The sequence below is a fragment of the Acinetobacter sp. 1566109 genome (genome assembly GCF_000582255.1).
GTDB classification, from domain to species: Bacteria; Pseudomonadota; Gammaproteobacteria; order Pseudomonadales; family Moraxellaceae; genus Acinetobacter; species Acinetobacter nosocomialis.
Window position 1 is genome coordinate 19,737 of the sequence record NZ_JEYB01000027.1, and the last position, 21,955, is coordinate 41,691.

19 protein-coding genes are annotated in these 21,955 nt (G+C 38.5%); 6 read left to right on the top strand and 13 right to left on the bottom strand.

Features of this window, described 5'->3' with window-relative positions:
* Window positions 1–70: 70 nt before the first annotated feature.
* The 4 genes from J582_RS16365 to pheA all read right to left on the bottom strand — a co-directional run bounded on the left by J582_RS16365 (window position 71) and on the right by pheA (window position 5,710).
* Window positions 71–1,501 carry a formylglycine-generating enzyme family protein gene (locus tag J582_RS16365; protein ID WP_171073053.1) on the bottom strand — a complete coding sequence of 477 codons (1,431 nt, stop codon included), beginning with the start codon at window positions 1,499–1,501 and terminating at the stop codon, window positions 71–73.
* Window positions 1,502–1,734: 233 nt separating this feature from the next.
* Window positions 1,735–2,118 carry a hypothetical protein gene (locus tag J582_RS16370; protein WP_002049301.1) on the bottom strand — a complete coding sequence of 128 codons (384 nt, stop codon included), beginning with the start codon at window positions 2,116–2,118 and terminating at the stop codon, window positions 1,735–1,737.
* Window positions 2,119–2,245: 127 nt separating this feature from the next.
* Complete coding sequence (locus J582_RS16375; RefSeq protein WP_031982668.1) at window positions 2,246–4,492, bottom strand: bifunctional prephenate dehydrogenase/3-phosphoshikimate 1-carboxyvinyltransferase; 2,247 nt, start codon at window positions 4,490–4,492, stop codon at window positions 2,246–2,248.
* Window positions 4,493–4,600: 108 nt separating this feature from the next.
* The gene (gene pheA, locus J582_RS16380) at window positions 4,601–5,710 is read right to left on the bottom strand and encodes a prephenate dehydratase (protein ID WP_002049199.1); all 1,110 of its coding nucleotides are present in this window, start codon (window positions 5,708–5,710) and stop codon (window positions 4,601–4,603) included.
* A gap of 185 nt (window positions 5,711–5,895) precedes the next feature.
* Here pheA and J582_RS16385 point away from each other — a divergent pair, with 185 nt between their 5' ends.
* Both J582_RS16385 and J582_RS16390 read left to right on the top strand, forming a co-directional pair.
* Window positions 5,896–6,840, top strand: a complete 945-nt coding sequence (locus tag J582_RS16385; RefSeq protein WP_068791253.1) for an alpha/beta hydrolase — start codon at window positions 5,896–5,898, stop codon at window positions 6,838–6,840.
* Between the two features lie 108 nt (window positions 6,841–6,948).
* On the top strand, window positions 6,949–7,572 hold the full coding sequence (locus J582_RS16390) for a hypothetical protein (RefSeq protein ID WP_017393809.1): 624 nt from the start codon (window positions 6,949–6,951) through the stop codon (window positions 7,570–7,572).
* A gap of 50 nt (window positions 7,573–7,622) precedes the next feature.
* On the opposite strand, the gene J582_RS16395 is transcribed toward J582_RS16390, so the two are convergent.
* Complete coding sequence (locus J582_RS16395) at window positions 7,623–8,768, bottom strand: acyl-CoA dehydrogenase family protein (RefSeq protein WP_004707843.1); 1,146 nt, start codon at window positions 8,766–8,768, stop codon at window positions 7,623–7,625.
* A gap of 159 nt (window positions 8,769–8,927) precedes the next feature.
* Entirely contained in the window at window positions 8,928–10,283 is a 1,356-nt protein-coding gene (locus J582_RS16400; RefSeq protein ID WP_002049312.1) for a dicarboxylate/amino acid:cation symporter, read from the bottom strand.
* Window positions 10,284–10,781: 498 nt separating this feature from the next.
* On the opposite strand from J582_RS16400, the gene J582_RS16405 reads away from it, so the two are divergent.
* Window positions 10,782–11,786 (top strand): glycosyl transferase family protein, encoded by a 1,005-nt coding sequence (locus tag J582_RS16405; RefSeq protein ID WP_031982665.1) that lies wholly within the window; start codon window positions 10,782–10,784, stop codon window positions 11,784–11,786.
* 211 nt (window positions 11,787–11,997) lie between these two features.
* Here the strand turns inward: J582_RS16405 and J582_RS16410 are convergent, their stop codons facing one another.
* Both J582_RS16410 and J582_RS16415 read right to left on the bottom strand, forming a co-directional pair.
* Entirely contained in the window at window positions 11,998–12,270 is a 273-nt protein-coding gene (locus J582_RS16410; protein ID WP_002049252.1) for a YeaC family protein, read from the bottom strand.
* Window positions 12,267–13,175 carry an NAD(+) kinase gene (locus tag J582_RS16415; protein WP_002049094.1) on the bottom strand — a complete coding sequence of 303 codons (909 nt, stop codon included), beginning with the start codon at window positions 13,173–13,175 and terminating at the stop codon, window positions 12,267–12,269. Before J582_RS16415 ends, J582_RS16410 begins: the two co-directional genes overlap by 4 nt.
* A gap of 185 nt (window positions 13,176–13,360) precedes the next feature.
* On the opposite strand from J582_RS16415, the gene mrcB reads away from it, so the two are divergent.
* Both mrcB and J582_RS16425 read left to right on the top strand, forming a co-directional pair.
* Window positions 13,361–15,757, top strand: a complete 2,397-nt coding sequence (mrcB, locus tag J582_RS16420; RefSeq protein WP_004707836.1) for a penicillin-binding protein 1B — start codon at window positions 13,361–13,363, stop codon at window positions 15,755–15,757.
* Between the two features lie 20 nt (window positions 15,758–15,777).
* The gene (locus tag J582_RS16425) at window positions 15,778–16,329 is read left to right on the top strand and encodes a tetratricopeptide repeat protein (protein WP_031982663.1); all 552 of its coding nucleotides are present in this window, start codon (window positions 15,778–15,780) and stop codon (window positions 16,327–16,329) included.
* Window positions 16,330–16,351: 22 nt separating this feature from the next.
* On the opposite strand, the gene J582_RS16430 is transcribed toward J582_RS16425, so the two are convergent.
* Window positions 16,352–17,254 (bottom strand): NUDIX domain-containing protein, encoded by a 903-nt coding sequence (locus J582_RS16430; protein ID WP_032041454.1) that lies wholly within the window; start codon window positions 17,252–17,254, stop codon window positions 16,352–16,354.
* 136 nt (window positions 17,255–17,390) lie between these two features.
* On the opposite strand from J582_RS16430, the gene hemP reads away from it, so the two are divergent.
* Entirely contained in the window at window positions 17,391–17,561 is a 171-nt protein-coding gene (gene hemP / locus J582_RS16435) for a hemin uptake protein HemP (protein WP_000993415.1), read from the top strand.
* A gap of 65 nt (window positions 17,562–17,626) precedes the next feature.
* Here the strand turns inward: hemP and J582_RS16440 are convergent, their stop codons facing one another.
* From J582_RS16440 to J582_RS16455, 4 genes are all read right to left on the bottom strand, one after another.
* Window positions 17,627–18,985 carry a sensor histidine kinase gene (locus J582_RS16440; RefSeq protein ID WP_031982660.1) on the bottom strand — a complete coding sequence of 453 codons (1,359 nt, stop codon included), beginning with the start codon at window positions 18,983–18,985 and terminating at the stop codon, window positions 17,627–17,629.
* On the bottom strand, window positions 18,982–19,644 hold the full coding sequence (locus J582_RS16445) for a response regulator transcription factor (protein WP_004707827.1): 663 nt from the start codon (window positions 19,642–19,644) through the stop codon (window positions 18,982–18,984). Before J582_RS16445 ends, J582_RS16440 begins: the two co-directional genes overlap by 4 nt.
* A gap of 104 nt (window positions 19,645–19,748) precedes the next feature.
* Window positions 19,749–20,099, bottom strand: coding sequence for a NirD/YgiW/YdeI family stress tolerance protein (locus J582_RS16450; RefSeq protein WP_002049212.1), 351 nt, complete (start codon window positions 20,097–20,099; stop codon window positions 19,749–19,751).
* Between the two features lie 75 nt (window positions 20,100–20,174).
* A complete protein-coding gene (locus J582_RS16455; protein ID WP_031982659.1) occupies window positions 20,175–21,932 on the bottom strand; it encodes a GspE/PulE family protein in 1,758 nt (585 codons plus the stop codon).
* Window positions 21,933–21,955 lie beyond the last annotated feature (23 nt).

Here is a 21,955-nt window from a genome sequence, read left to right on the forward strand (position 1 = left end):
TTATTAAAATCGACGCTGATAAATTAAAAATGACTCTAAATGTAGAATAGATTAGATATAAAAATCAAAGTTAAATTTCACGTACCAAACGGAAACCCCACATGATTGAACGGGCTTGTGAAGTTACATAAGCATTACGATAGGCAGTTCGTACGTTATAAGTGTTATATATCCATGCTCCCCCACGTAAAACTGGGAAGTTACACTGTCCATTATTTTCCTCACCCCAACGACGATTTACACTAGGAGCATTTTCATAATTTGCATGCCAGCAATCATCGACCCATTCTCGGGCATTGGCACTCATATCATATAAACCGAAATTGTTTGGTAAAAACTTCCCTACTGGTGACGTAAAAGCATAACCATCTGTACAATTAAATAAACTCCAACCATTAGTTTGTGGTAGTGCTACAACTGTTGTTGGATCTAATACATTTGCATATTTACAAGCTTGGTCAAGATTAAGGTCATCCCCCCAATAATAGGCTGTTGTCGTTCCAGCACGCGCCGCATATTCCCACTCAACTTCTGTTGGTAAACGGTAGGTCTGACCTGTTTTTTTAGATAACCATTTCGCAAATTCTCTTCCATCTTCACGGCGTACACATACAACAGGATCCTGAGGTGTTTGATTCATACCCGAATTATTCGGATTTAAATCATCTCGATACCACATATTGAAGACCCCATTGCGTGTTTCCCAATTACGACACCCCTCGACTTCCCAGCCAGTTTCCTTTTGGAAAGCCTGAAACTCAGCAATTGTTGTTTCATAAGTTGACATTGCGAATGGTTTTTCGACTTGTACTAAATGTTGAGGTAATTCATATGACCGAGATTGAGCAGGTACATTTTGTTGCTCTTGCTCATTTATATTTCCGCCCATTAAAAAACTACCAGCTGGAATAACCGTCATTTCTGGACAAAAGCTATCTGAACAATCTTTAAATTTAGATTTTGCTGCCGTTAATTGATTAATATTGATATTGGTTAATGAAGCTAATTTAATTTCAGGATTCATATTAGGAGGGTTATTTATTTGACGAATTAATAAATTAATTGTTCCTTTCCACTCACTTAACATTTCTCTAAGCATAGCAGGCCGCTCAATACTTACTCCAGTTCCATCATAGTCAGGAGCATTACATCTCGCTCTTAATACTGTCGACTCATCAGTAAGCTGAGCTAGTTTGGGAATAATTTGATTATCAAGAAAAACTCCTAAATTATTTGAACTCGCGATATTGGCTCTTAGTTCTGCCGCTGATTTTTGAGCAATTGTCGCCTCACCAATAACTTTAGAATAGACACTATCACATTGATTTTCTTGCCATACCAAAGTTTGTTTAAGATTCTCCAAGGAAGTAATAGTTCCTTCTAGCAACTTCTGATTTGTTGAGTTTATGGTCGTATCTTTATCATCACTATTACACGCTGATAATAAGGAGATAATCAATATACCAAAGCCTTTTGAATAATTACTGGAAATTATATTCATGTTAATTCTCTGTAAAATAATATAAATAAGAAGAGGAAATTGAGTAGTTCTTTGTTAAAAAGCATTTTTAAATTAATAGAAAATTAGTTCAAAATTCAAACAATATTATTTTTTTGTTTGTTAATTTTTATTAAATAATGTCACTACAAAAATAAATAATTCTTATCAATATTAATAAATAAAAAGGGTGAACAAATATGTTCACCCTTACTTCATAAAATATATTTAATTGATCAAGACTTCCAAACAAATTCGGAGAAACTCTGATCGGCTTTCAAACTATTTTCAACAGCCTGCGCAAGCTGACGAATAATGCTTTGTGTTTCGATTTTCTCAAACCAGTCTTGTTCTTCATCTGGATTGGCAGAGATTTCACACATTAAATGCCCATCGTGGTCCGTTTTCTGGCAAGTAATAGACAACGGCAAAAGATGATTATCAATGCTTACTTCTACTTTTTCATGCTCATGTACAATATGCTGTGCATCGAAACCATAATGCCCCAATTGTTTAAATAATAAGGCCGCTACATATTCTTGAGTGATATGGCATTCATTTGGTGGATGATCAAGCACCCCATGTTCTGGGCAACTGGCAATAAATTGTAATTTTTTCATCCTTTGTCCTAACACTATTATCATTATCTGCACTTAGCATAAGCAATAAACAAACAGCAGCCAAGCCTTTAGCTCGCTGCTGCCGTTGCTATTGTGTTAGCAATTATAAAATGTATTAGGTCAAAAGTTATTGGCTAACTTCAATCGTTAAACCTGCACGATTCGCCAACTCAGTAAATGTTGGGAAACTTGTAGCAACAGTTTCAGTACCATGAATTGTAATCGGACCAGAAGTACGAAGACCTGCCATACTAAAACTCATAGCAATACGATGGTCATGATGCGATTCGATTTCACCGCCAGCAAAGATTGGTGACCAATCGCCAGATTTGCCTTTTCCTTCGATGATGATGCCATCTTCAGTTGGTGTGCAGTCAATACCCATGATTTTTAAACCATCTGCCATAACTTGAATACGGTCAGATTCTTTCACACGAAGCTCTGCCGCACCTGTGAGTACTGTTTGCCCTTCAGCACAAGCCGCTGCAATAAATAATGCTGGGAATTCATCAATTGCCAAAGGTACTTGATCTTCAGGCATATGAATACCTTTAAGGGTACGTGAACCTTTAATATGAATATCAGCAATAGGTTCGCCACCAGCAATACGTTCATTTTCAACAGTCAGGTCGGCACCCATCTGTTTTAAAATTTCAATTACACCTGTACGTGTTGGGTTAATGCCTACCGCTTCAAGTACAACGTCTGCACCCTCAGTAATTGCAGCACCCACCATAAAGAAAGCAGCAGATGAAATATCAGATGGTACTTGAATATTAGTACCTACTAATTTTCCACCACCAACGAGTGAGATTTTATTACCTTCAGTTTTAACATCATAGCCAAATGCACGAAGCATACGCTCTGTATGATCACGTGTTGGTTCCGGCTCAGTTACCGAAGTTTCACCTTCAGCCCATAAACCAGCAAGTAAAATACCAGACTTCACTTGAGCAGATGCCATAGGTAAATCGTATTGAATACCTTTTAATTGCTGACCACCAGTAATACTTACAGGTGGTGTACCTTTCTCGCCTGTTGTTTGAATTTGCGCACCCATTAAACGTAAGGGTTTAGCAATACGCTCCATTGGACGTTTAGAAAGTGATGCATCACCTGTCATAACAGAATCAAACTTTTGTGCAGAAAGCATACCTGAAAGTAAACGCATGCTTGTACCAGAGTTACCCATATACAATGCACTTGCTGGTGCTTTTAAGCCATGCATACCCACGCCATGAATGGTCACTTCACCATTTTTAGGGCCTTCGATGCTTACACCCATATCACGAAAAGCTTGTAAAGTTGCTAGAGCATCTTCACCTTCTAAGAAGCCAGTTACATGGGTGGTGCCTTCGGCAATAGCACCAAACATAATGGAGCGATGTGACACAGATTTGTCACCCGGTACGGTAAATTTACCTTTAAACGCCTTATTTCCCGGTAAGATACTGAATTGCTGTGTCACCTTATTTTTCTCCATTAAAGGTTTTTTGGCTAACATATGATTGAAATGTTGCCGTGCTGCCTGAGCATGGCCGAGTAAACCCATTAATGCATGAGAATCTTCGTTTTCAATCAATTTTCTAAGTACGGTAAGTTGCTTTTCGAAGCCATCTACAGCATTTAAGATAGCGGTTTTATTGGCAAAGAAAATGTCATGCCACATTTGAGGATCACTTGCTGCAATTCGTGAAAAGTCACGGAAACCACCAGCCGCATAACGGAAAATATCCAAGTTATCTTCACGGTTTGCAAGTTGCTCGACTAGATTAAATGCCATTAAATGCGGTAAATGGCTCGTATGTGCCAAAACCTCATCATGTTTAGCAACATCCATACAAATAACTTCAGCTTTAGCAGCTGACCAAAGTTGAATTAGTTTCTCAACAGCCCATTCTGCACTTGTTGGTAACGGCGTTAAAATCACTTTATGATTTGCAAAGAGATCGACTTTACCTGCATGAACACCCGTGTGTTCACTACCTGCAATAGGATGCCCGGGTACAAAACCCGTTGGTAAATCTTCACCAAATACAGCTTTTGCTGCATCAACCACATTACCTTTTGTACTTCCCACATCGGTTACAATTGTGGTTTCTGACAAATAAGGTTTAATTTGCTCAAGCACTTTTTGTGTAGCACGTACAGGTAAGGCTAAAACAATTAAATCCGCCCCTCTCACGGCCTCTACAGGATCGGAAAATCCTTCTTGTATTAAACCAAGTGATTTTGCATCTTCTAAAGTTTTCTGTGAACGTGTAGATGCCACAATAGTTGTCGCCAACTTTTCTGCAACGATAACGCGAGCCAAACTCGACCCGATGAGTCCTAAACCAATAAATGCAACTTTTTTAAATAGGGGTTGTGACATAACTTCAACTTTATTTTTGCTCAAAGTTATTTAAATCTTTGAGCAATTTGTTTTTTAAGCTTAATGACATATTCCTTTGGATACATGTCATTATTCCAACGTAAGTAATTAAAGAACAGCAGCAGGATAAGAACCTAAAATACGAAGCTCTTTTACCATTGGACGGATATCATTGATTGCAGCAGCAACGTTTTCTTGATCAATATGACCTTCTAAATCGATAAAGAATACATAAGCCCATTTTTCAGGTAATGCTGGACGGGTCTCAATACTCGTTAAGCTAATATTATGTTTTGCAAACGGCGCTAAAATTTCTAATAAAGCACCTGCACGATCATGTGCTGAAATTAATAACGATGTTTTGTCATTACCACTTTGTGGAATTTTTTCACGGCCAATCACTAAGAAACGAGTGGTATTTTCCGGATTATCTTCAATATTGCTATGCAAGATTTCAAGATTATACATACCTGCTGCAATATCAGATGCAATTGCTGCTGAGTGCCATTCGTTGCGAATACGGCGTGCAGCTTCTGCATTTGAGTTTAAGGCAACACGTTCAACACCTGGATAATGCGCGTCTAACCACTGACGGCATTGCGCCAAAGTTTGCTGGTGCGCATAAATCTGTTTAATGCTGTCTTTACGCGTATTTTCAGAAACCAAGAATTGATGATGAATACGCAATTCAACTTCACCAATCACATTTAAATTCGATGTTTTAAAGCAATCTAGTGTGTGGTTCACAATACCTTCAGATGAGTTTTCAACTGGAACTACACCATAATGTGCACTACCCGCTTCTACTTCACGGAACACTTCATCAATAGTTGGTAATGGACGTACAACTGCATCTTTACCAAAATGTTTAAGCACAGCAGATTGCGTAAAAGTACCTTCAGGTCCTAAGAATGCAATGCTTTGCGGAGCTTCTAAAGCAAGGCAAGCAGACATAATTTCACGGAACAGACGCGCCATGGTTACATCAGATAAAGGTCCCTGATTGCGTTCCATAACTTTGCGTAATACTTGTGCTTCACGTTCAGGACGATAAAACAAAGGATTCTCTTCGGAAGCAAATTTAGCTTTAGCAACAGCTTCAGCAAGGCTTGCGCGGCGATTTAATAACTCTTGAATCTGTTGATCTACGCTATCAATATCTTCGCGAATTTGTTCTAAACTAAGAGAAGTCGTTTTGTTTTGATCATCGTTGATCATTGGAATGCAGCCTCAGAAAAATCATCTTTTAAACGAGAGTATAACAATAGTCGGCTTTGATTTGTTAGGCAATATCGGTGTACCGGCTTTTTTCGTTAATCACTCTCAAACCTGTCAATAAGATTACTTTATTTGATAATGATTTTCATTTATTATTTTACTTATAACATTTTCTTAACTTTATTATGCTTAAACCATTTTTCTTTTTATCTTGTAGTTTTCTCTTGGGAACTTTAATAAGTACGCCTGTTTTGGCTCAACCTTCAATAAAAGATCAATCAAAAATCGTTTTTCAAAATAATCAGGCACAATTCCAAATCAAATCTAAAAATACAGGTCATGAATATCTAATTCAAATTTATAAACCGCCTGTGGCCCCACCCCAACATGGTTACCCTGTACTTTATATATTAGATGGAAATGCAACTTTCCCTAGTGCTGCCAATATTGCTCAGTCAATTGGAGCAGGTTCGACTAAATTAGGTTTAGATCCGCTCATGATTGTAGCTGTTGGTTATCCACATCAAAAAACCTTTGATGTGCAAAAGCGTGCTTATGATTACACACCAGAACCTTCTGCCCAATTTCAAGCACACGGTAAATATAAATATGGTGGTGCTGATCAGTTCATTGCCTTTTTAAATAACGAACTCAAACCTGAAATTGCAAAACAGTTTCCGGTTAACAGCCAGCAACAAAGCCTCTATGGGCACTCTTTTGGAGGCTTGTTTGTGCTTTATCATTTTTTTCAAAAGCCAAATGCATTTCAGCGTTACTTCGCTGCAAGTCCTTCTTTGTGGTTTGATCAAGGCATGTTATTTCAACAGTTAGAACATTGGCAAAGTCAAAAACTAAATCATTTCCCTTTACTCATGACCACAGTCGGTACACATGAACAAGGTGGCCCTCTTACTCAACTTAATAATACGCTTAATGAAGCAGACTTTTTTAAAGCTTTAGAAAATAAACGTTCAAACGAATTTAGTTATTGGCATTTTTATAACCCTGCCGAACAACACATTACAAATTTGTATGCGAGCTTACCTAAAGCACTTATGTTTGCTTCTTGTCAAAATTTAGAAAGCTGTAAATCTTTATTTGATGGACCATTAGATCAGCCAGCCAAGTAAAAACATAATTACATTTAAAGCTGATTATTTCGTTGTTCTTAAAGATAGCCCTCTTAATGCATGGATTGGTTATACTGACCCAATATGTCATAACAACAGTAAAATAGAATGAATAAAATTATTGTTTTAAGCCTATTGGGTTTTACAACTTTTAGTTTAACGGCTTGCGGCGGTTGTCCAATAATTGCAGGTTGCAATGGTACTGATAATTCTCCGTACTATATGACGACTGTCAGTAATCAAATTCGTGGTATTCCAATCCCACCTCAAACCAAGCTGACCTATCAATCGCAAAATTTCAGACAGAAATTTGAGCAAACACATGCTTTAAAAGAAAAAAATTTATCAGGCATTGCATTACCAGAAAATACAGCAATCATTTGGGGAGGTATGCCAGTAGATATGTTTATACAATTTTCTAATCCCGAAATGAAAGGCTTCTCGGTCTATCCAGCACGAGGATTTAAAACAGAATTATCAAATGAGTTTTTACATTTATGGAAAAGCTGTGAAAGTGATTTAGACATTAACTTAAAGAATCCAAATGACTGGTCATTTAATCCTGAAAATATGGAAATAACGGGTTGTGGCATCAATCAAAAACGTAGCAAATATACCGAAGACTCTTTTCGTCAAGATGAAGCCGATGCATTTTTAATAAAGATCAATCAGGCCTTACACAAGTTACCCAAGCAACAAGACTATCCTGTCATTTATCGAACTAACAAATAGGTAATATAAAAAAGCCTACTCAAAGGTAGGCTTTTTTTAAAACTATTTAATTAGGCTTTACCAATTAAGCCACGCGCTACGATTTCTTTCATAATTTCATTTGTACCACCGTAAATACGCTGAATACGAGCATCTACAAAGAAACGTGAAATTGGATATTCAGTCATATAACCATAACCACCAAAAAGTTGCAGCAAGTTGTCAGCTACTTTCATTTGCATATCCGTACTAAAACTTTTAAGTGCGGCTGCTGTTTCCACATCTAGCTTACCTTCTTGATATAGAGCAACGTTTCTCTCGTAAAAAGCAGCCGTAGCAAGCTCATCAATTTTTGCTTGAGCTAAAACAAAACGCGTATTTTGGAACTGTGAAATAGGCTGGCCAAATGCATGACGTTCTTTTACATAAGCCGTTGCCAAATCAATTGCACCACGAATAGCGCCAATAGCGGTAGATGCAATGGCTGTACGTTCACGTGGTAACTCTTGCATTAAGTAAGCAAACCCCTGCCCAGCTTGACCGAGTAACTGGTTTTTAGGAACCTTAACATTGTCAAAAAATAGCTCAGAAGTATCTTGAGAATGTAAACCGATTTTGTCGAGGTTGGTACCTTTCTTAAAGCCATCCAAATGTGTATCTGCCAATAATAACGATACCCCTTTCGCACGCGCTTGAGGATCGGTTTTTACTGCAAGCACCACAAGGTCAGCATGTTGACCATTTGAAATAAATGTTTTTGATCCATTTAGTAAATAATGGTCATCTTGTAAAATGGCGCTCGTACGCATTGATTGTAAGTCTGAACCAGCACCCGGTTCAGTCATACCAATTGCCCCAACCACTTCACCAGTTACCATTTTCGGCAACCAATATTGTTTTTGCTCTTCTGTACCAATATGTAAAATATAAGGTGCAGCAATTTCAGAGTGACATGAAATAGCAGTTGATAATGCACAAAAACCAGCTCGAGCAGACTCTTCAACTAACATTAATGAATAGTAAGTTGGAACCCCATAACCGCCATATTCTTCTGGGACATCCACACATAAAAAGCCATTTTCGCCCAGTTGATTCCACACTGAACGCGGCATAATTCCTTCACGTTCCCATTGGTCGTAATGTGGAGCAATATGCTCATTCATAAAACGTTTAAAATTATCACGGAATAATTCTAAATCTGCATCATATGCCAACATAATATTTTCCTTCGGCTTTATTGTTTTATCGAATCTCATTGCTGTGCATGCTAATCATTTTTTTAGTTACTGTCATGGCATAGCTGCTCATTTAAACTGTACTTTTCAGTCAGCCAATAAAAAAGGAAGCTTAGCCTCCTTTTTTATTACGATAAATGATTAGTGAGATGCCTCAGCAATTACACTTTTTTGCTCAAGCATTTTTCTATCTACTTCATCGGGATTATTCAGTGCATCATTTAGTTTATCTTTATCTAATGCACCAACCCATTTCGCAACCACAATCGTTGCTAAAGAGTTACCAACAAGGTTCGTTAAAGCACGAGCTTCTGACATGAAACGGTCAATACCTAAAATCAATGCCAAACCTGCAACTGGTATATGACCAACAGCAGATAAAGTTGCAGCCATAACAATAAAACCAGAACCCGTTACACCCGCCGCACCTTTAGATGAAATTAAAAGTACCAATAGCAAAGTAATTTGATGCTGGATATCAAGCTGTGTATTCGTTGCCTGAGCAATAAAGATTGCAGCCATGGTCAAATAAATTGAAGTACCATCGAGGTTAAATGAATAACCTGTTGGGATAACTAAACCAACCACAGACTTTTCACAACCTGCGATTTCAAGCTTACGTAGCATACGTGGTAGAACTGACTCAGAAGAAGATGTACCAAGTACAATTAAAAGTTCTTCACGAATCAAACGCACCATTTTAAGAATGCTAAATCCACTCAAACGGCTGATGGTTCCTAATACCAAGAAAATAAATAATAAACAGGTAATGTAGAAACAGAGGATGAGCTGGCCCAACTGTACCAGTGAACCCACACCATATTTACCGATAGTAAACGCCATTGCCCCAAAAGCACCCAGTGGAGCAAGCTTCATGATCATATTTACAATGTTAAAGAACACATGAGCAATTTGATCAATTAACTTTAAAACTGGACGTCCTGCATCACCTAGCTTATGCAGTGCAAAGCCAAATAGAATGGCAAAAAGAAGGACCTGTAAGATTTCACCATTTGCAAATGCACCCACTACTGTATCTGGGATGATATGCATTAAGAAATCAACGGTAGATTGTGATTCACCAGAAGTGACGTATTTTTGGATACCTGAAGTGTCCAGAGTCGCAGGATCAATATTCATTCCTACGCCTGGCTTTGCAATGTTAATCACCACAAGGCCAATCAGAAGTGCGATTGTTGAAACGATCTCGAAGTATAACAACGCAACACCGCCAGTTTTACCCACTGACTTCATACTTTCCATACCAGCGATACCACTGACCACTGTACAGAAAATAACAGGTGCGATGATCATTTTAATCAAACGAATAAAAGCATCACCTAATGGCTTGAGTTGCTCACCTAAACCTGGAATATGGTGTTCAACACCATTCACTATTTGCGTTGTACTTGGTGAGAAATGCCCAACCAGAACACCCGCAATAATCGCAATAATCACTTGAAAATAAAGTGATTTATAAATCGGTTTTTTAGCCATAACTTTACTTCAATCTATATTTCCAAGTCCGTTGGAAATATCAAAATGAAACGTCTATTCTTTACGAATACACAGCCCTAACCTTTCACATAAACACCGCAAAAGGGAAACGGTTTTTTGGGAACAAAAAACCTTCCTACTACCTCAATGAAAACGAAATACAGTTTTCTAAAACAGGAGAATACCTGAAGTTTCCAACCACTTTGAGTAGCCAGAAATAACCTCTTACTTTTCCAATAAAAAGCTGAAGATATAGGAGAATCACATAAAATTATGATATGAGTGCTCAAAAAAGCACGTGAAAGTTTACTCGAATTGAATAGCAATTCGGTTAAAATTTTGGCTAATACGCACAAAAAACACTCATGCAGCCTTAAGACTTTAGTATGAGAAACACTTTTGATATTTTTTCAGCAGTTTTTTATGTCATATTGAAAAGTCCTTGTAGACATTTCATTTTGAGCTGTCTCCCCCTTATTTTTACTGTTTTGAATTGCCATGAATACTAAACGTAATATCTATAAAGATGCTGAACATCCCTTTGCTCAATATGTCCGTATTTTAGGTAAGGGGAAAACCGGCTCTCGCTCACTAAGTTATGAAGAGGCCTATCAGGCTTTTACCATGATTTTAAAAGGTGAAGTTCTTGATGTTCAGTTGGGTGCTTTTTTAATGCTGCTACGTGTTAAAGAAGAGTCCATTGATGAGCTTGCAGGCTTTGTACAAGCCACCAAAGACCAACTTAATTTTCAACCTTTAGATGTGGACTTGGACTGGTCATCTTATGCAGGCAAGCGGAAACATTACCCTTGGTTTTTATTAGCGGCTCTTAACCTTGCTCACCACGGCTATAAAATCGTCATGCATGGCGCTTCTGGACATACGATTAACCGGGTCTATACCGAACAAGTTTTGCAATATTTAGATTATAAAATTTGCCATTCTGAACAAGAGGTCCGCACCCAATTGGCCGAACAGAATTTTGCTTACTTACCGCTAGATGTGATTTCACCTGTTTTAAGCGATTTAATTTCTTTGAGAAATGTGATGGGCTTACGCTCACCTATTCACACTTTGGCTCGTCTCATTAACCCATTTAATGCGAAAGCCACCTTACAAGCGATATTCCATCCAGCGTATAGAACCTCTCATCAGCATAGTGCGCTTCGCTTAGGCTATCAAAATAGTGCCGTCATTAAAGGTGAAGGCGGTGAATTTGAACGAAACCCCGATGCTAAAACTCTCATTTGCGGTATTAAAAATGGTGAACTCTATGAGCATGAGTTGCCAAAGCTTACGCCTGAACGTAGTCCAATTGAAGAAGAGTTAGACTTAGCAACCTTTAAAGCGGTCTGGCTTGGAAAGCAAAATCATGAATATGGGGAAATGGCCGTAACAGAAACTATGGGTATTGCTTTATATACCATGGGCATTGTTTCTAGTTTTGAGGAAGCAATGCAAAAAGCAAAAGTGTTATGGGAAACACGTAATTCAAGCCAATAAAACTGATATAAGACCATACAGCCTTCTATAGCATGTTTTTCTTATATTGCTACATATAGGCAATACTTACTTTTCAAAGATGAAAAGTAACAAAAATCTTTTGTTGAGCAAACAGTACTTCCATGTACTGTTGCTCAACTGGCGACATCCATGTCGCCAACGCGATAGCAAATGCTAACTAGGATTTATTCTTTTGTTTTAAAATACGGTTTTAAACAAAACGAATCGGTTTAAATTCAGGCTCATGCTTGTGATGATCATCTTCACAAACCTCACCCTCTTCTTTTGTACCACGGTCAATATAACCGCTACGCTGTTCTTCTGGTAAGTTCTTTAACTCCCAAGCAATCACGGCTTGCATACATGTTTCGCGCTGCTCTTTCGTTAAAACAATACCATTTGGCCATTTACCAATTTCTACTGCTGTTTTTAAACGCTCTACAATTTCAGGGTTTAAAACAGATAGCATTTGTTCAATATTCATGATTCATCTCTTTGAAAAGATTCAAAATCTTGGTTCCAACCCAGTTTGGTACGACAAGCCATATAGAAATCATAACCTGGTGGGTGTAATAAACTTAATTTAAATGGATGTTTGCGGATGTGCAAACTGTCACCAACATTGAGCGATACACTATGTTGCCCATCTGCACTCACCATCGGTAATACCCGATTTTCGCGAATGACGATTTTAATTTCACTTTGCCCACCAACTACGATCGGGCGTGAAGATAATGTATGGGGGTGCATAGGGACTAATGCAATAGCATCCATACTCGGATGTAAAATTGGACCACCACCTGACAATGCATAAGCAGTTGATCCTGTCGGGGTCGAAACAATTAAACCATCACTATGCTGACGGTAAACATATTGACCATCAATATTAAGTTCAAAGTCGATCATATGTACCGACTTACCTGAGTGTAGTACAACGTCATTTAAAGCAATTGCATCATAAATGACTTCACCATTGGTCCGTACTTCCATTTCAAGCAAGAAACGGCGATCAAGTTGGAAATGACCTTGTAATACCTGATCAAGTTTAAAAATAGCTTCCGCAGGCTTAATATCAGTTAAAAATCCTAAACGCCCACGGTTAATACCAATGACAGGTGTATTGTAGCGAACTAAAGCTCTAGCTGCATGAAGTAAAGAACCATCACCACCTACTACAATCACCAGATCAGCAACTTCACCTAATAAGTGACGACTAACAACTTGTGCATGATCATAGGGCACTAATTCGGCAGTTTCCTGATCAAAAATGGGGTTTAGGCCTAAACTTAGCAAATGGTCATGAATTAAACATAGTGTTTCTACAACTGATGATTTATCCGGTCGACCAATTAACCCGACGTTTCTGAAGGACTTATGTGAAATTTGCACGAATGAGTAAGCTCCGCTGCGATTCTACGCTATCATAACATTAACCTGATTAATTTAAAAAAACATAACAACAAGATGCTGTAAAATTCAATCTAAGTTTTCCATTTATTCACAGTTTTATCATTGCAAATTGATGACAAGCTATCGCATCATTAACGTATTGTTTAGGGTTTTATCTCATTTATATGAAGTTTGAACGTGGTATCGGTTTCTTCGCGCTAATTTTTTCCATATTGGTGATTGGTGCTTTTATTGCTCTTAGTATCTATCTGATTCGTTTAGATAATATTATCCGTGAAAAATTTGAAGGACAGCGCTGGGACATTCCTGCCAAAGTGTTCGCTCGGCCTCTGGAAATTTATAATAATGCACCCATTACTCAAGCAAATTTTACCCAAGAATTAAAATTATTAGGTTACAAAACTTCAAGTAATTATGACAAGTCTGGAACCTTCGTTGCTCAAGGTAGCAACATGTATGTACATACACGCGGTTTTGACTATGGTGATAGCGTAGAACCGGAACAAGTTTTAGAACTTAGCTTTACAAATGACCAAGTTGCAGAGGTACGCAGTACAAAACCTTCTTCAACAGGTGTGGCTCGTTTAGAACCTTTACTGATTGGTGGGATCTATCCTCAGCATAATGAAGACCGTGTTCTGATCAAACTCAATAATGTTCCTAAACCACTCATTGAAGCTTTAATTTCTACAGAAGACCGTAATTTCTACCATCACCACGGTATTTCAATTCGTGGTACAGCACGTGCTTTAGTAAGTAATGTCACTGGAGGACGTCGCCAAGGTGGTTCAACCCTGACACAACAGTTAGTCAAAAATTTCTATCTAACCCCTGAACGTACATTAAAGCGTAAAGTTAATGAAGCATTAATGGCTTTACTTATTGAGCTTCATTACAGCAAAGATGAAATTTTAGAAGCTTATTTAAATGAAGTAAATTTAGGCCAAAATGGTAACTATTCAATTAATGGTTATGGCTTGGCTTCGCAGTTTTATTTTGGTTTACCACTTCGTGAACTTAATGTCGCGCAACAAGCTTATTTAGTCGGTTTAGTTCAAGGGCCATCTTTATATAACCCTTGGAAAAACCCTGAAGGAGCAAAAAATCGTCGCGATACAGTATTGAATAACATGCGTGTAATGGGTTATTTAACTCAAGCCGAATATGAAACTGAAATTGCACGTCCTTTAGGTGTTCTCAGCAAGCCAAGCTTAGGTCCTGCAAAATTCCCTGATTTCCTAGATATTGTGCGCCGTCAGTTACGTACCGAATATCAGGAAAGCGATTTAACTAATCAAGGATTACGTATTTTTACGACCTTGGACCCAATTGCACAAACTCAGGTTCAAGATGCATTTAAAGCATCTGTAGAACGTCTGACTCAAAGTAACCCTGCCCGCTTGAAAAACTTGCAAGGTGCGGTACTGATTGCACATCCTGAAAACGGTGAGTTGATTGCAGCCGTTGGCTCAACTCAAGATTTTACTGGCTTTAACCGTGCTTTAGATGCAAAACGTCAAGTCGGTTCTTTATTGAAGCCAGTGATTTATTTAAGTGCAATTGAGTCTGGACGTTATAACTGGGCAAGTAAGATCGAAGATGCTCCTATTAGCATTCCGGTAGATGGCGGTAAAAGTTGGACACCGAAAAACTATAGTGGCGGTGGTCATGGCGTTGTAAGTTTAAGTGAAGCCTTAGCAAACTCTTACAATCTATCTGCAGTTCGTCTAGGTCAAGAATTTGGGTTATCTACATTTACCAACAACTTAAGAAAATTTGGTGTTGAATCACCAATTCCAGCCTACCCATCTATTTTCCTTGGTGCAGTTAATATGTCACCAATGGAAGTACTCGGTATTTATGAAAACTTCGCTACAGGTGGCTTCAAATATCCAACTCGTGCGATTCGTTCTGTGGTAGATGCAAATGGCCGTTTACTTGATCGTTATGGTTTAAACGTACAACAAACCATTGACCCTTCGGTTGGCTATATCATGAACTATGGCCTACAACAGGTCATGTCATCAGGTACGGGCCGCGCAGCGTATAACAGCTTACCTCCTACTTTAAAATTGGCTGGTAAATCAGGTACAACTAACGATACACGTGACTCATGGTTTGCTGGTTATTCGGGGAACCATGTCGCTGTAGTATGGTTAGGTCTAGATGACAACAAAGTAACTGGCTTAACAGGTTCATCTGGTGCATTACCAGTGTGGATTAATGTGATGAAACAATTACGTCAAACACCAGTAAATCTACGTCAGCCAGACACGGTACAGTGGCAATGGATTGACCATGCAACAGGTGATTTATCAGCACAAGCTTGTGCTGGCGCGATGTATATCCCTATGCTGACACATACGGTTCCGCATCGTGCTACGCCATGTGGAGCACCGTATTATCAAGTTGATCCAACATACGCACCACAAAGTGATAACACAGCACCAGCTTCTCAACCGGATAATAGCGATAGCTATATTCGTGAGAGTGAAAGCCAGATGGAACAAGATCTGTCGAATAACACACGAGTGATTTCTAGTGGTAGTTATAACAACTAAGCATTAACAGGAAACAGGATATGTTAAAGAAAGGTGTTTTTTATATTGGTGCTGTACTTATGGTCGGCTGTACAACTTTACCAGATCATTCAGCTCCAAAAGACAAAACACCACCTGTTACTGAAAAAAAGAATGCTGAGACACCATCTGGTGTAAAAATTACACCCTATGATCATCCAAATATTCAACGTAAAAGTTTACAGGTGATTGTTCCTCAGCAGAAAAAGCCCCAACGCTTTAATGATGATGGAAGCCAGTTACCAGCTTTTAAAACTTTAATGCAAAAAACTGAGCAAGCTTACAAAAACCAGCAATGGTCAGATGCAGAGCGCTACGCCCTTCAAGCCCAGCGTTTAGCTCCACAGGCTGCCGAGACTTATTTATTTCTTGCACTGACTGCAAATCATAAACAGCAATATGCTAATGCTGAGTCTCTTGCAAGACGTGGTTTAAGCTTTGCTCAGAGCCAAGCGATGAAAAAACAGCTTTGGCTAACCATTTTAAAAGCGGGTCAACAACGTAATAACCCAAAAACTGTTCAGGAAGCTCAGCAAGCATTAAAAGCGCTCTAGCTTTTAATGCTTTTATGTCTTTTTAAAAATTACGAATACCAGCCAAGCCATACGCACCATATTGCTGTGCTGTGGCTAAATCATCAGGACTCATGCCCCCTAAAGCAAAGACGGGAATCTGGCATTTGTCAATTAAGTCAGCAAAACGATCCCACCCTAATGCGATAGCGTCAGGATGGGTCTCTGTTACTTTGACAGGGCTTACAAAAACAGCATCACAACCAATTTGCTGAGCATGCTGTAAAGAAACCGCATCGTGGCAAGCAGCAATAAAACGTACTCCCACTTCTAAGTCGCCTTTATGCAAACTCATTAATTGAGACTGTTTAAGATGTACTGTTCTTATACGGCTTTTTAAATCAGGTTTTAGTTTGTGCCAAGTATCGACATTCACGATTAATTTTGAAAGCTGATTTGTATCTAAAAGAGCTAATTTTTCTAGATCATCCTCACTAACATTATCTTTTTCACTGCGCCAATACACTAAAATTTCATCATTTTCGGGTAGTGTGAGCGTAGCGCTAATTTTAATAAAATGTGGCCAATACAATCTTTTAATAATATCTTTATTGGCTTTCGGGAAGTTTAAGTTAACTAGCTGATCACGCGTATACCATGTCCAAGGCTGATGAATAAGATTTAATAATTCATCAGGTACATAGCTATGGAACAAATGAAGGTTGACGATAATGTCATCATATTCATGGTGAATATAATCAAACTGATGCCAATCTTTTAAACCAATACCGACTTCTTCATAAATTTCACGGCGGCATGCTTCTTCAGGCGTTTCACCCTGCTCAACCTTTCCTCCTGGAAACTCATGCTTTCCACCTTGATGCTGCTGTTCACCACGCCATCCAACTAATATTTTTCCGCGATGAATTAAGATAGCTATTGCGACATCGACTATCGGTTTAGGCATTTTTCTACTCACTCAAATTTTTCCCAAGTGTAAGCAAATTTTATCAATTTATAAATTCTTTAAAATCTCATTGACAGATCTATTCGATAATGATTATCATTTAAATCGTTCAAGAATATACCACGGAGCACAACAAATGAACGCACCTTTTAGCTTATTTACTCGTAACACTGACTCAGCTCATGCCTTACCAATGCTGCATTCTAACAACCTATTTGCATTAGGTCGTGAAATTCGAATTATGCATGCTGGCGAGGAATACCGACTACGCCTTACTCGCAATAACCGTCTCATTTTAACTAAATAAGAACTACCCTCGCGTTTCAATAATATTCGTGGGAAAACAAAAAATGGATAGCATGGGCAACCATGCTATTTTTGTATTTCATGATTAAAAGGCAATGTCACCTCAACTTTTAAACCACCTTGGTTTGCATGCATAAACTGCAGTTCCCCACCATGGAGTTGAATAATTTTTTTAGTAATTGATAGTCCTAATCCTGAGCCTTGTTGCTGCGTACCTAATACACGAAAAAAACGCTGTCCTAGACGTCTTAAAACTTCATCATCTACACCATTTCCAGTGTCTTCTATAGAAATTTTTAATTGTTGCTGATCATGACTGAGCTCAACATGAATAAAACCCAACATAGGACTATAGCGAATAGCATTATCAAACAGATTTCTAAAAGCAATCAAAAGTAATTCTTCATTTGCAAATATTTTGGTTTCATTTGACAAAATATTTGTCTCAATCATCATTTGTTTGGCTTGTGCATCCATACTTACAGTTTCAATTACTCGAGCTAATAGATGGTTTAAATCAATCACACTCTTAAAAAGTTCTGGTTGTTCTATTTCATTAGGTTCCAAACGAGCAAGGAGCAGTAAATTTTCAAGAATTTTGGTACTTCTTGAAACGTCTTCCTGGATACGTTCAAAGTCTTGATCAAGCTCTGGAATATGCTGATATTTACGTTGTAAAACTTGCAGACGCATTTGTATGGCAGATAATGGTGAACGTAACTCATGTGATGCATCTGCGGTAAATCGCTGTTCAGCAACGAGTGCCCTTTGGAGCCTTGCGAGTAACTGGTTTAATGCATCTATGACGGGTTGAATTTCTGTAATGACATCTGGGTCTTGAATCGGTTCTAAATTTGATGCGGTTTTTTGAGCAATACGTTTAGAGAGTAGGTTGAGAGCCGCCAATTGTTGTTCGGTACGCCAACTTACAATGACCCATTGTAGTAGCCAGAACAAAACCATAAGACCACTATATCCAGCGAGTGCTTTGAGTACTTCTTCAACACGAGTACTCATGGGTTGAAAAACCTCAACTTGCAGCTCTGAATCTTTTTGTTGTGCGGCCAGACTACGCCATAATTGACCATCAAACCAAAAATATGAAAAACCTTTTGATAAATTGCCTTGTTCAAAAAGTTCATGTTGGTAAGTATGAGAATGAGTAAGCAATTGACCAGAATTTAATAATTCATATTGAATATCAAACTCATCACTGAGCTCGTCAAATTGTCTCATAGAATGTTTAGAGAGATCAGAAACCAATAACGTATCTGAAATTTCATCCATGATTTCATCTTGCACTGACATATTGTGATAAATCGAAAATATGGTAAGCAAGCTTAAAGCGAGCAGCCCCACCACGATACTGCTCCACATAGTGGTTTTAACCAGTTGAGACTGCAAAGAGGATCGATTCGTTTTCATTTTAAATCTCCCATACGGTAGCCTAGTCCCCGTATGGTTTTAATACTGCTACTGCCGATTTTTTTTCGAAGTTGATAGATAAAAACCTCTATTGCATTACTTTCAATCTCGTCACCCCATGCATAGAGCGCTTCTTCTAATTGATCCCGAGTAACAATATGTTCAGGATGAACCATGAGCTTACGTAAAATTTGGAACTCTTTCGCTGTTAAATCAATGGAATTTCCGGCCAACGATACAACTTTTGCTTGAGTATCTAGATGTAAATCTCCCCATATTAGAATCGATTGCTGACTTAAAGTTTGATTACGTAATTGAGCACGGATTCGGGCAGATAACTCTTCTAAGCTAAAAGGTTTAATCAAGTAGTCATTTGCGCCTAAATCTAGTCCCTCTACCCGGTCATGAATGCTGTCACGCGCTGTAATAAAAATGACAGGTACATTTTTTTGTTTATAACGGATTGTTGTTAAGACTTTTTCACCTGCCAGTTGAGGTAAACCTCGATCAAGTAAAATACAATCATAGTCATGCTGCTCAATCGCAGTAAGGGCATAATCACCTCTTTCGACCCAATCGACTTGATAGCCATCTAACTCTAACCAAGATTGAATACTTTCCGCTTGAGAGCGATCATCTTCTGCAAGCAAAATTCTCATCTATTTTTCCTGTTATATTCTGTCTTGATCTTGCCAAGCCTTTATTAAAAAAGCAAAGCCGCATCATCAGTGCGGCTATAAATATTATAAGTAAAGTCCAGTGCTTAAAACTGGATTTGTTCTACATCAATTTCTACATGTTTTGAGGGTTTAAAGTCTATATCTACTTCACCAACTAAACCAATATTAGTTGTTGGGGAAATAGGATGACCTTGCCAAAGCTCATCATCTACATTAATAGTGATAGTACCTGTTTTATCTCGGAACTGATATTTCTCATCTCCAATAGATTTCACGACTTGTCCATGTAGTTTTACAGGCGTATCGTCTTTTGCCGTTAATGCTTGCTTAACAGTAGTGACCGTTGCAGATATAGCCGCTGCTTGACTCATAGATATAGGAGCTAGCGCTATACCAGTAAGCGCTGTCATCAAGATCACTTTAAATGCTTTCATAAAATCACCTATTTAATTACATCTTGGAATGACATCAGTAAAACAAGCATAAATGAGGTGAATCTTAAGAAAAGTTTAGTTTAATGGAACAACTCTTAATACCTCTTCTAAAGTGGTAAGCCCTTCAATGACTTTATGTGCTCCCGCAATTCTCAAAGGCTCTACACTTTCTTTTTTGGTTTGGCTTCGTAGTTCATTTAATGTCGCATGGCTGCTAATAAGATGCTTAAGCTCAAGACTAACTGGCATAAACTCATAAATACCAACTCGACCTTTATAGCCCGTATGTCGGCATTGTTCACACCCTACTGCTTGATAAACTTTTTCGGGCATTTCCATAATATAGTCAAATGTTAGGTGCTGCCATTCTTCCTCATTTATATGAGTTTCTTGTTTACAGTGTGGGCAAAGTCGTCGCACTAAACGCTGAGCCAATACCCCTAAAATAGTCGCTGCTGTTAAAAAAGGTTGCACACCCAAATCATGTAAACGGGTCAAACTAGAGGGTGCATCATTGGTATGTAAAGTTGATAAAACCAAATGCCCTGTGAGTGCCGCCTGAATGGCCATATTTGCAGTATCTTGGTCACGAATTTCCCCAATCATAATAATGTCTGGGTCTTGACGCATCAGGGCACGCACACCATCAGCAAAGCCCAGATCAATTGCATTATTGACCTGCATTTGGTTAAAACTAGGCTCTAGCATTTCAATCGGGTCTTCAATGGTACAGACATTGACCTGCTCGGTTGCAAGCTGCTTTAAAGAAGAATATAGCGTTGTGGTTTTACCAGAACCTGTTGGACCAGTAACCAAAATAATGCCGTGACTATTTTGTGTAATACGCTGCCATTGTTGCAACAATGACTGGTCAAAACCCAATTGCTGAAAGGAACGTACCAGTACATCTGGATCAAAAATACGCATAACCATTTTTTCACCAAACGCTGTTGGTAAGGTAGATAAACGGAGTTCGGTTTCTTGCCCTTTCGGTGTGCGTGTTTTTAACCGACCATCTTGCGGTTTACGTTTTTCTGCTACATTTAATCGCCCTAAAATTTTAATTCGGGAAATCACGGCAGTCAGTGTATTTGAGGGCATGTTATAAATGGTATGTAAAACACCATCAATACGGAACCGAACTTTGCCATTGTCTTTACGCGGTTCCATATGAATGTCACTGGCACTTTGTTCAAATGCAAACTGTAAAATCCAGTCAACCAATTTCACAATGTGTTGATCATTGGCATCAGGGTTTTGGCTATCACCAAGCTGTAAAAGTGCTTCTACTCCCTTGTTATCACGGTCATGCGCAGCATCTTTCTGAGCTGAATTTACTGCTCGGCTAACCTGATAATATTCTCGCAAATAACGTTGCAACTGTTCGGGATTAAGCAGTACGCGTTCAATTTTCTTCGGTGCCAGGCTTCTTTCCAAATTGTTTAACCAATCTGTTTTAAAAGGCTGGTCTGTACCAATCACAATTCGGTCCGCATGAACTTCTACAGCTAAAATATGGTTTCGAATTGCAAACTCTTGTGACATGACTTGAGTTAAAGCGCTTACATCTGCTTTTAAAGGATCAATCACAAATAATGGTAATTGCGCCCGATCAGCAAACCATTGGCACAGGCGGTTTAGACTTAAATGTGCTTGTACGTGCTGTTGGTCTTTTAAATTAAAATGTGCAATCCACTGTAATGGATGCCATTTCAATTGATCTTTTTGTCTATTTGTCGTTTGTACCAGTAATTTGTCCCGTTCAGTAATGCGGCCTTCTTGTAATAGTTGTTCCAGACACCAATGTGCGTCTATTTCTACATGTGCATTCATGTGTTATCCCCAATATATTTTTA

Coding starts and splice junctions, on each gene's coding strand:
- J582_RS16365 (WP_171073053.1), bottom strand. CDS start 1,501: ATGAATATAATTTCCAGTAATTATTCAAAAGGCTTTGGTATATTGATT.
- J582_RS16370 (WP_002049301.1), bottom strand. CDS start 2,118: ATGAAAAAATTACAATTTATTGCCAGTTGCCCAGAACATGGGGTGCTT.
- J582_RS16375 (WP_031982668.1), bottom strand. CDS start 4,492: ATGTCACAACCCCTATTTAAAAAAGTTGCATTTATTGGTTTAGGACTC.
- pheA (WP_002049199.1), bottom strand. CDS start 5,710: ATGATCAACGATGATCAAAACAAAACGACTTCTCTTAGTTTAGAACAA.
- J582_RS16385 (WP_068791253.1), top strand. CDS start 5,896: ATGCTTAAACCATTTTTCTTTTTATCTTGTAGTTTTCTCTTGGGAACT.
- J582_RS16390 (WP_017393809.1), top strand. CDS start 6,949: ATGAATAAAATTATTGTTTTAAGCCTATTGGGTTTTACAACTTTTAGT.
- J582_RS16395 (WP_004707843.1), bottom strand. CDS start 8,768: ATGTTGGCATATGATGCAGATTTAGAATTATTCCGTGATAATTTTAAA.
- J582_RS16400 (WP_002049312.1), bottom strand. CDS start 10,283: ATGGCTAAAAAACCGATTTATAAATCACTTTATTTTCAAGTGATTATT.
- J582_RS16405 (WP_031982665.1), top strand. CDS start 10,782: ATGAATACTAAACGTAATATCTATAAAGATGCTGAACATCCCTTTGCT.
- J582_RS16410 (WP_002049252.1), bottom strand. CDS start 12,270: ATGAATATTGAACAAATGCTATCTGTTTTAAACCCTGAAATTGTAGAG.
- mrcB (WP_004707836.1), top strand. CDS start 13,361: ATGAAGTTTGAACGTGGTATCGGTTTCTTCGCGCTAATTTTTTCCATA.
- J582_RS16425 (WP_031982663.1), top strand. CDS start 15,778: ATGTTAAAGAAAGGTGTTTTTTATATTGGTGCTGTACTTATGGTCGGC.
- J582_RS16430 (WP_032041454.1), bottom strand. CDS start 17,254: ATGCCTAAACCGATAGTCGATGTCGCAATAGCTATCTTAATTCATCGC.
- hemP (WP_000993415.1), top strand. CDS start 17,391: ATGAACGCACCTTTTAGCTTATTTACTCGTAACACTGACTCAGCTCAT.
- J582_RS16440 (WP_031982660.1), bottom strand. CDS start 18,985: ATGAAAACGAATCGATCCTCTTTGCAGTCTCAACTGGTTAAAACCACT.
- J582_RS16445 (WP_004707827.1), bottom strand. CDS start 19,644: ATGAGAATTTTGCTTGCAGAAGATGATCGCTCTCAAGCGGAAAGTATT.
- J582_RS16450 (WP_002049212.1), bottom strand. CDS start 20,099: ATGAAAGCATTTAAAGTGATCTTGATGACAGCGCTTACTGGTATAGCG.
- J582_RS16455 (WP_031982659.1), bottom strand. CDS start 21,932: ATGAATGCACATGTAGAAATAGACGCACATTGGTGTCTGGAACAACTA.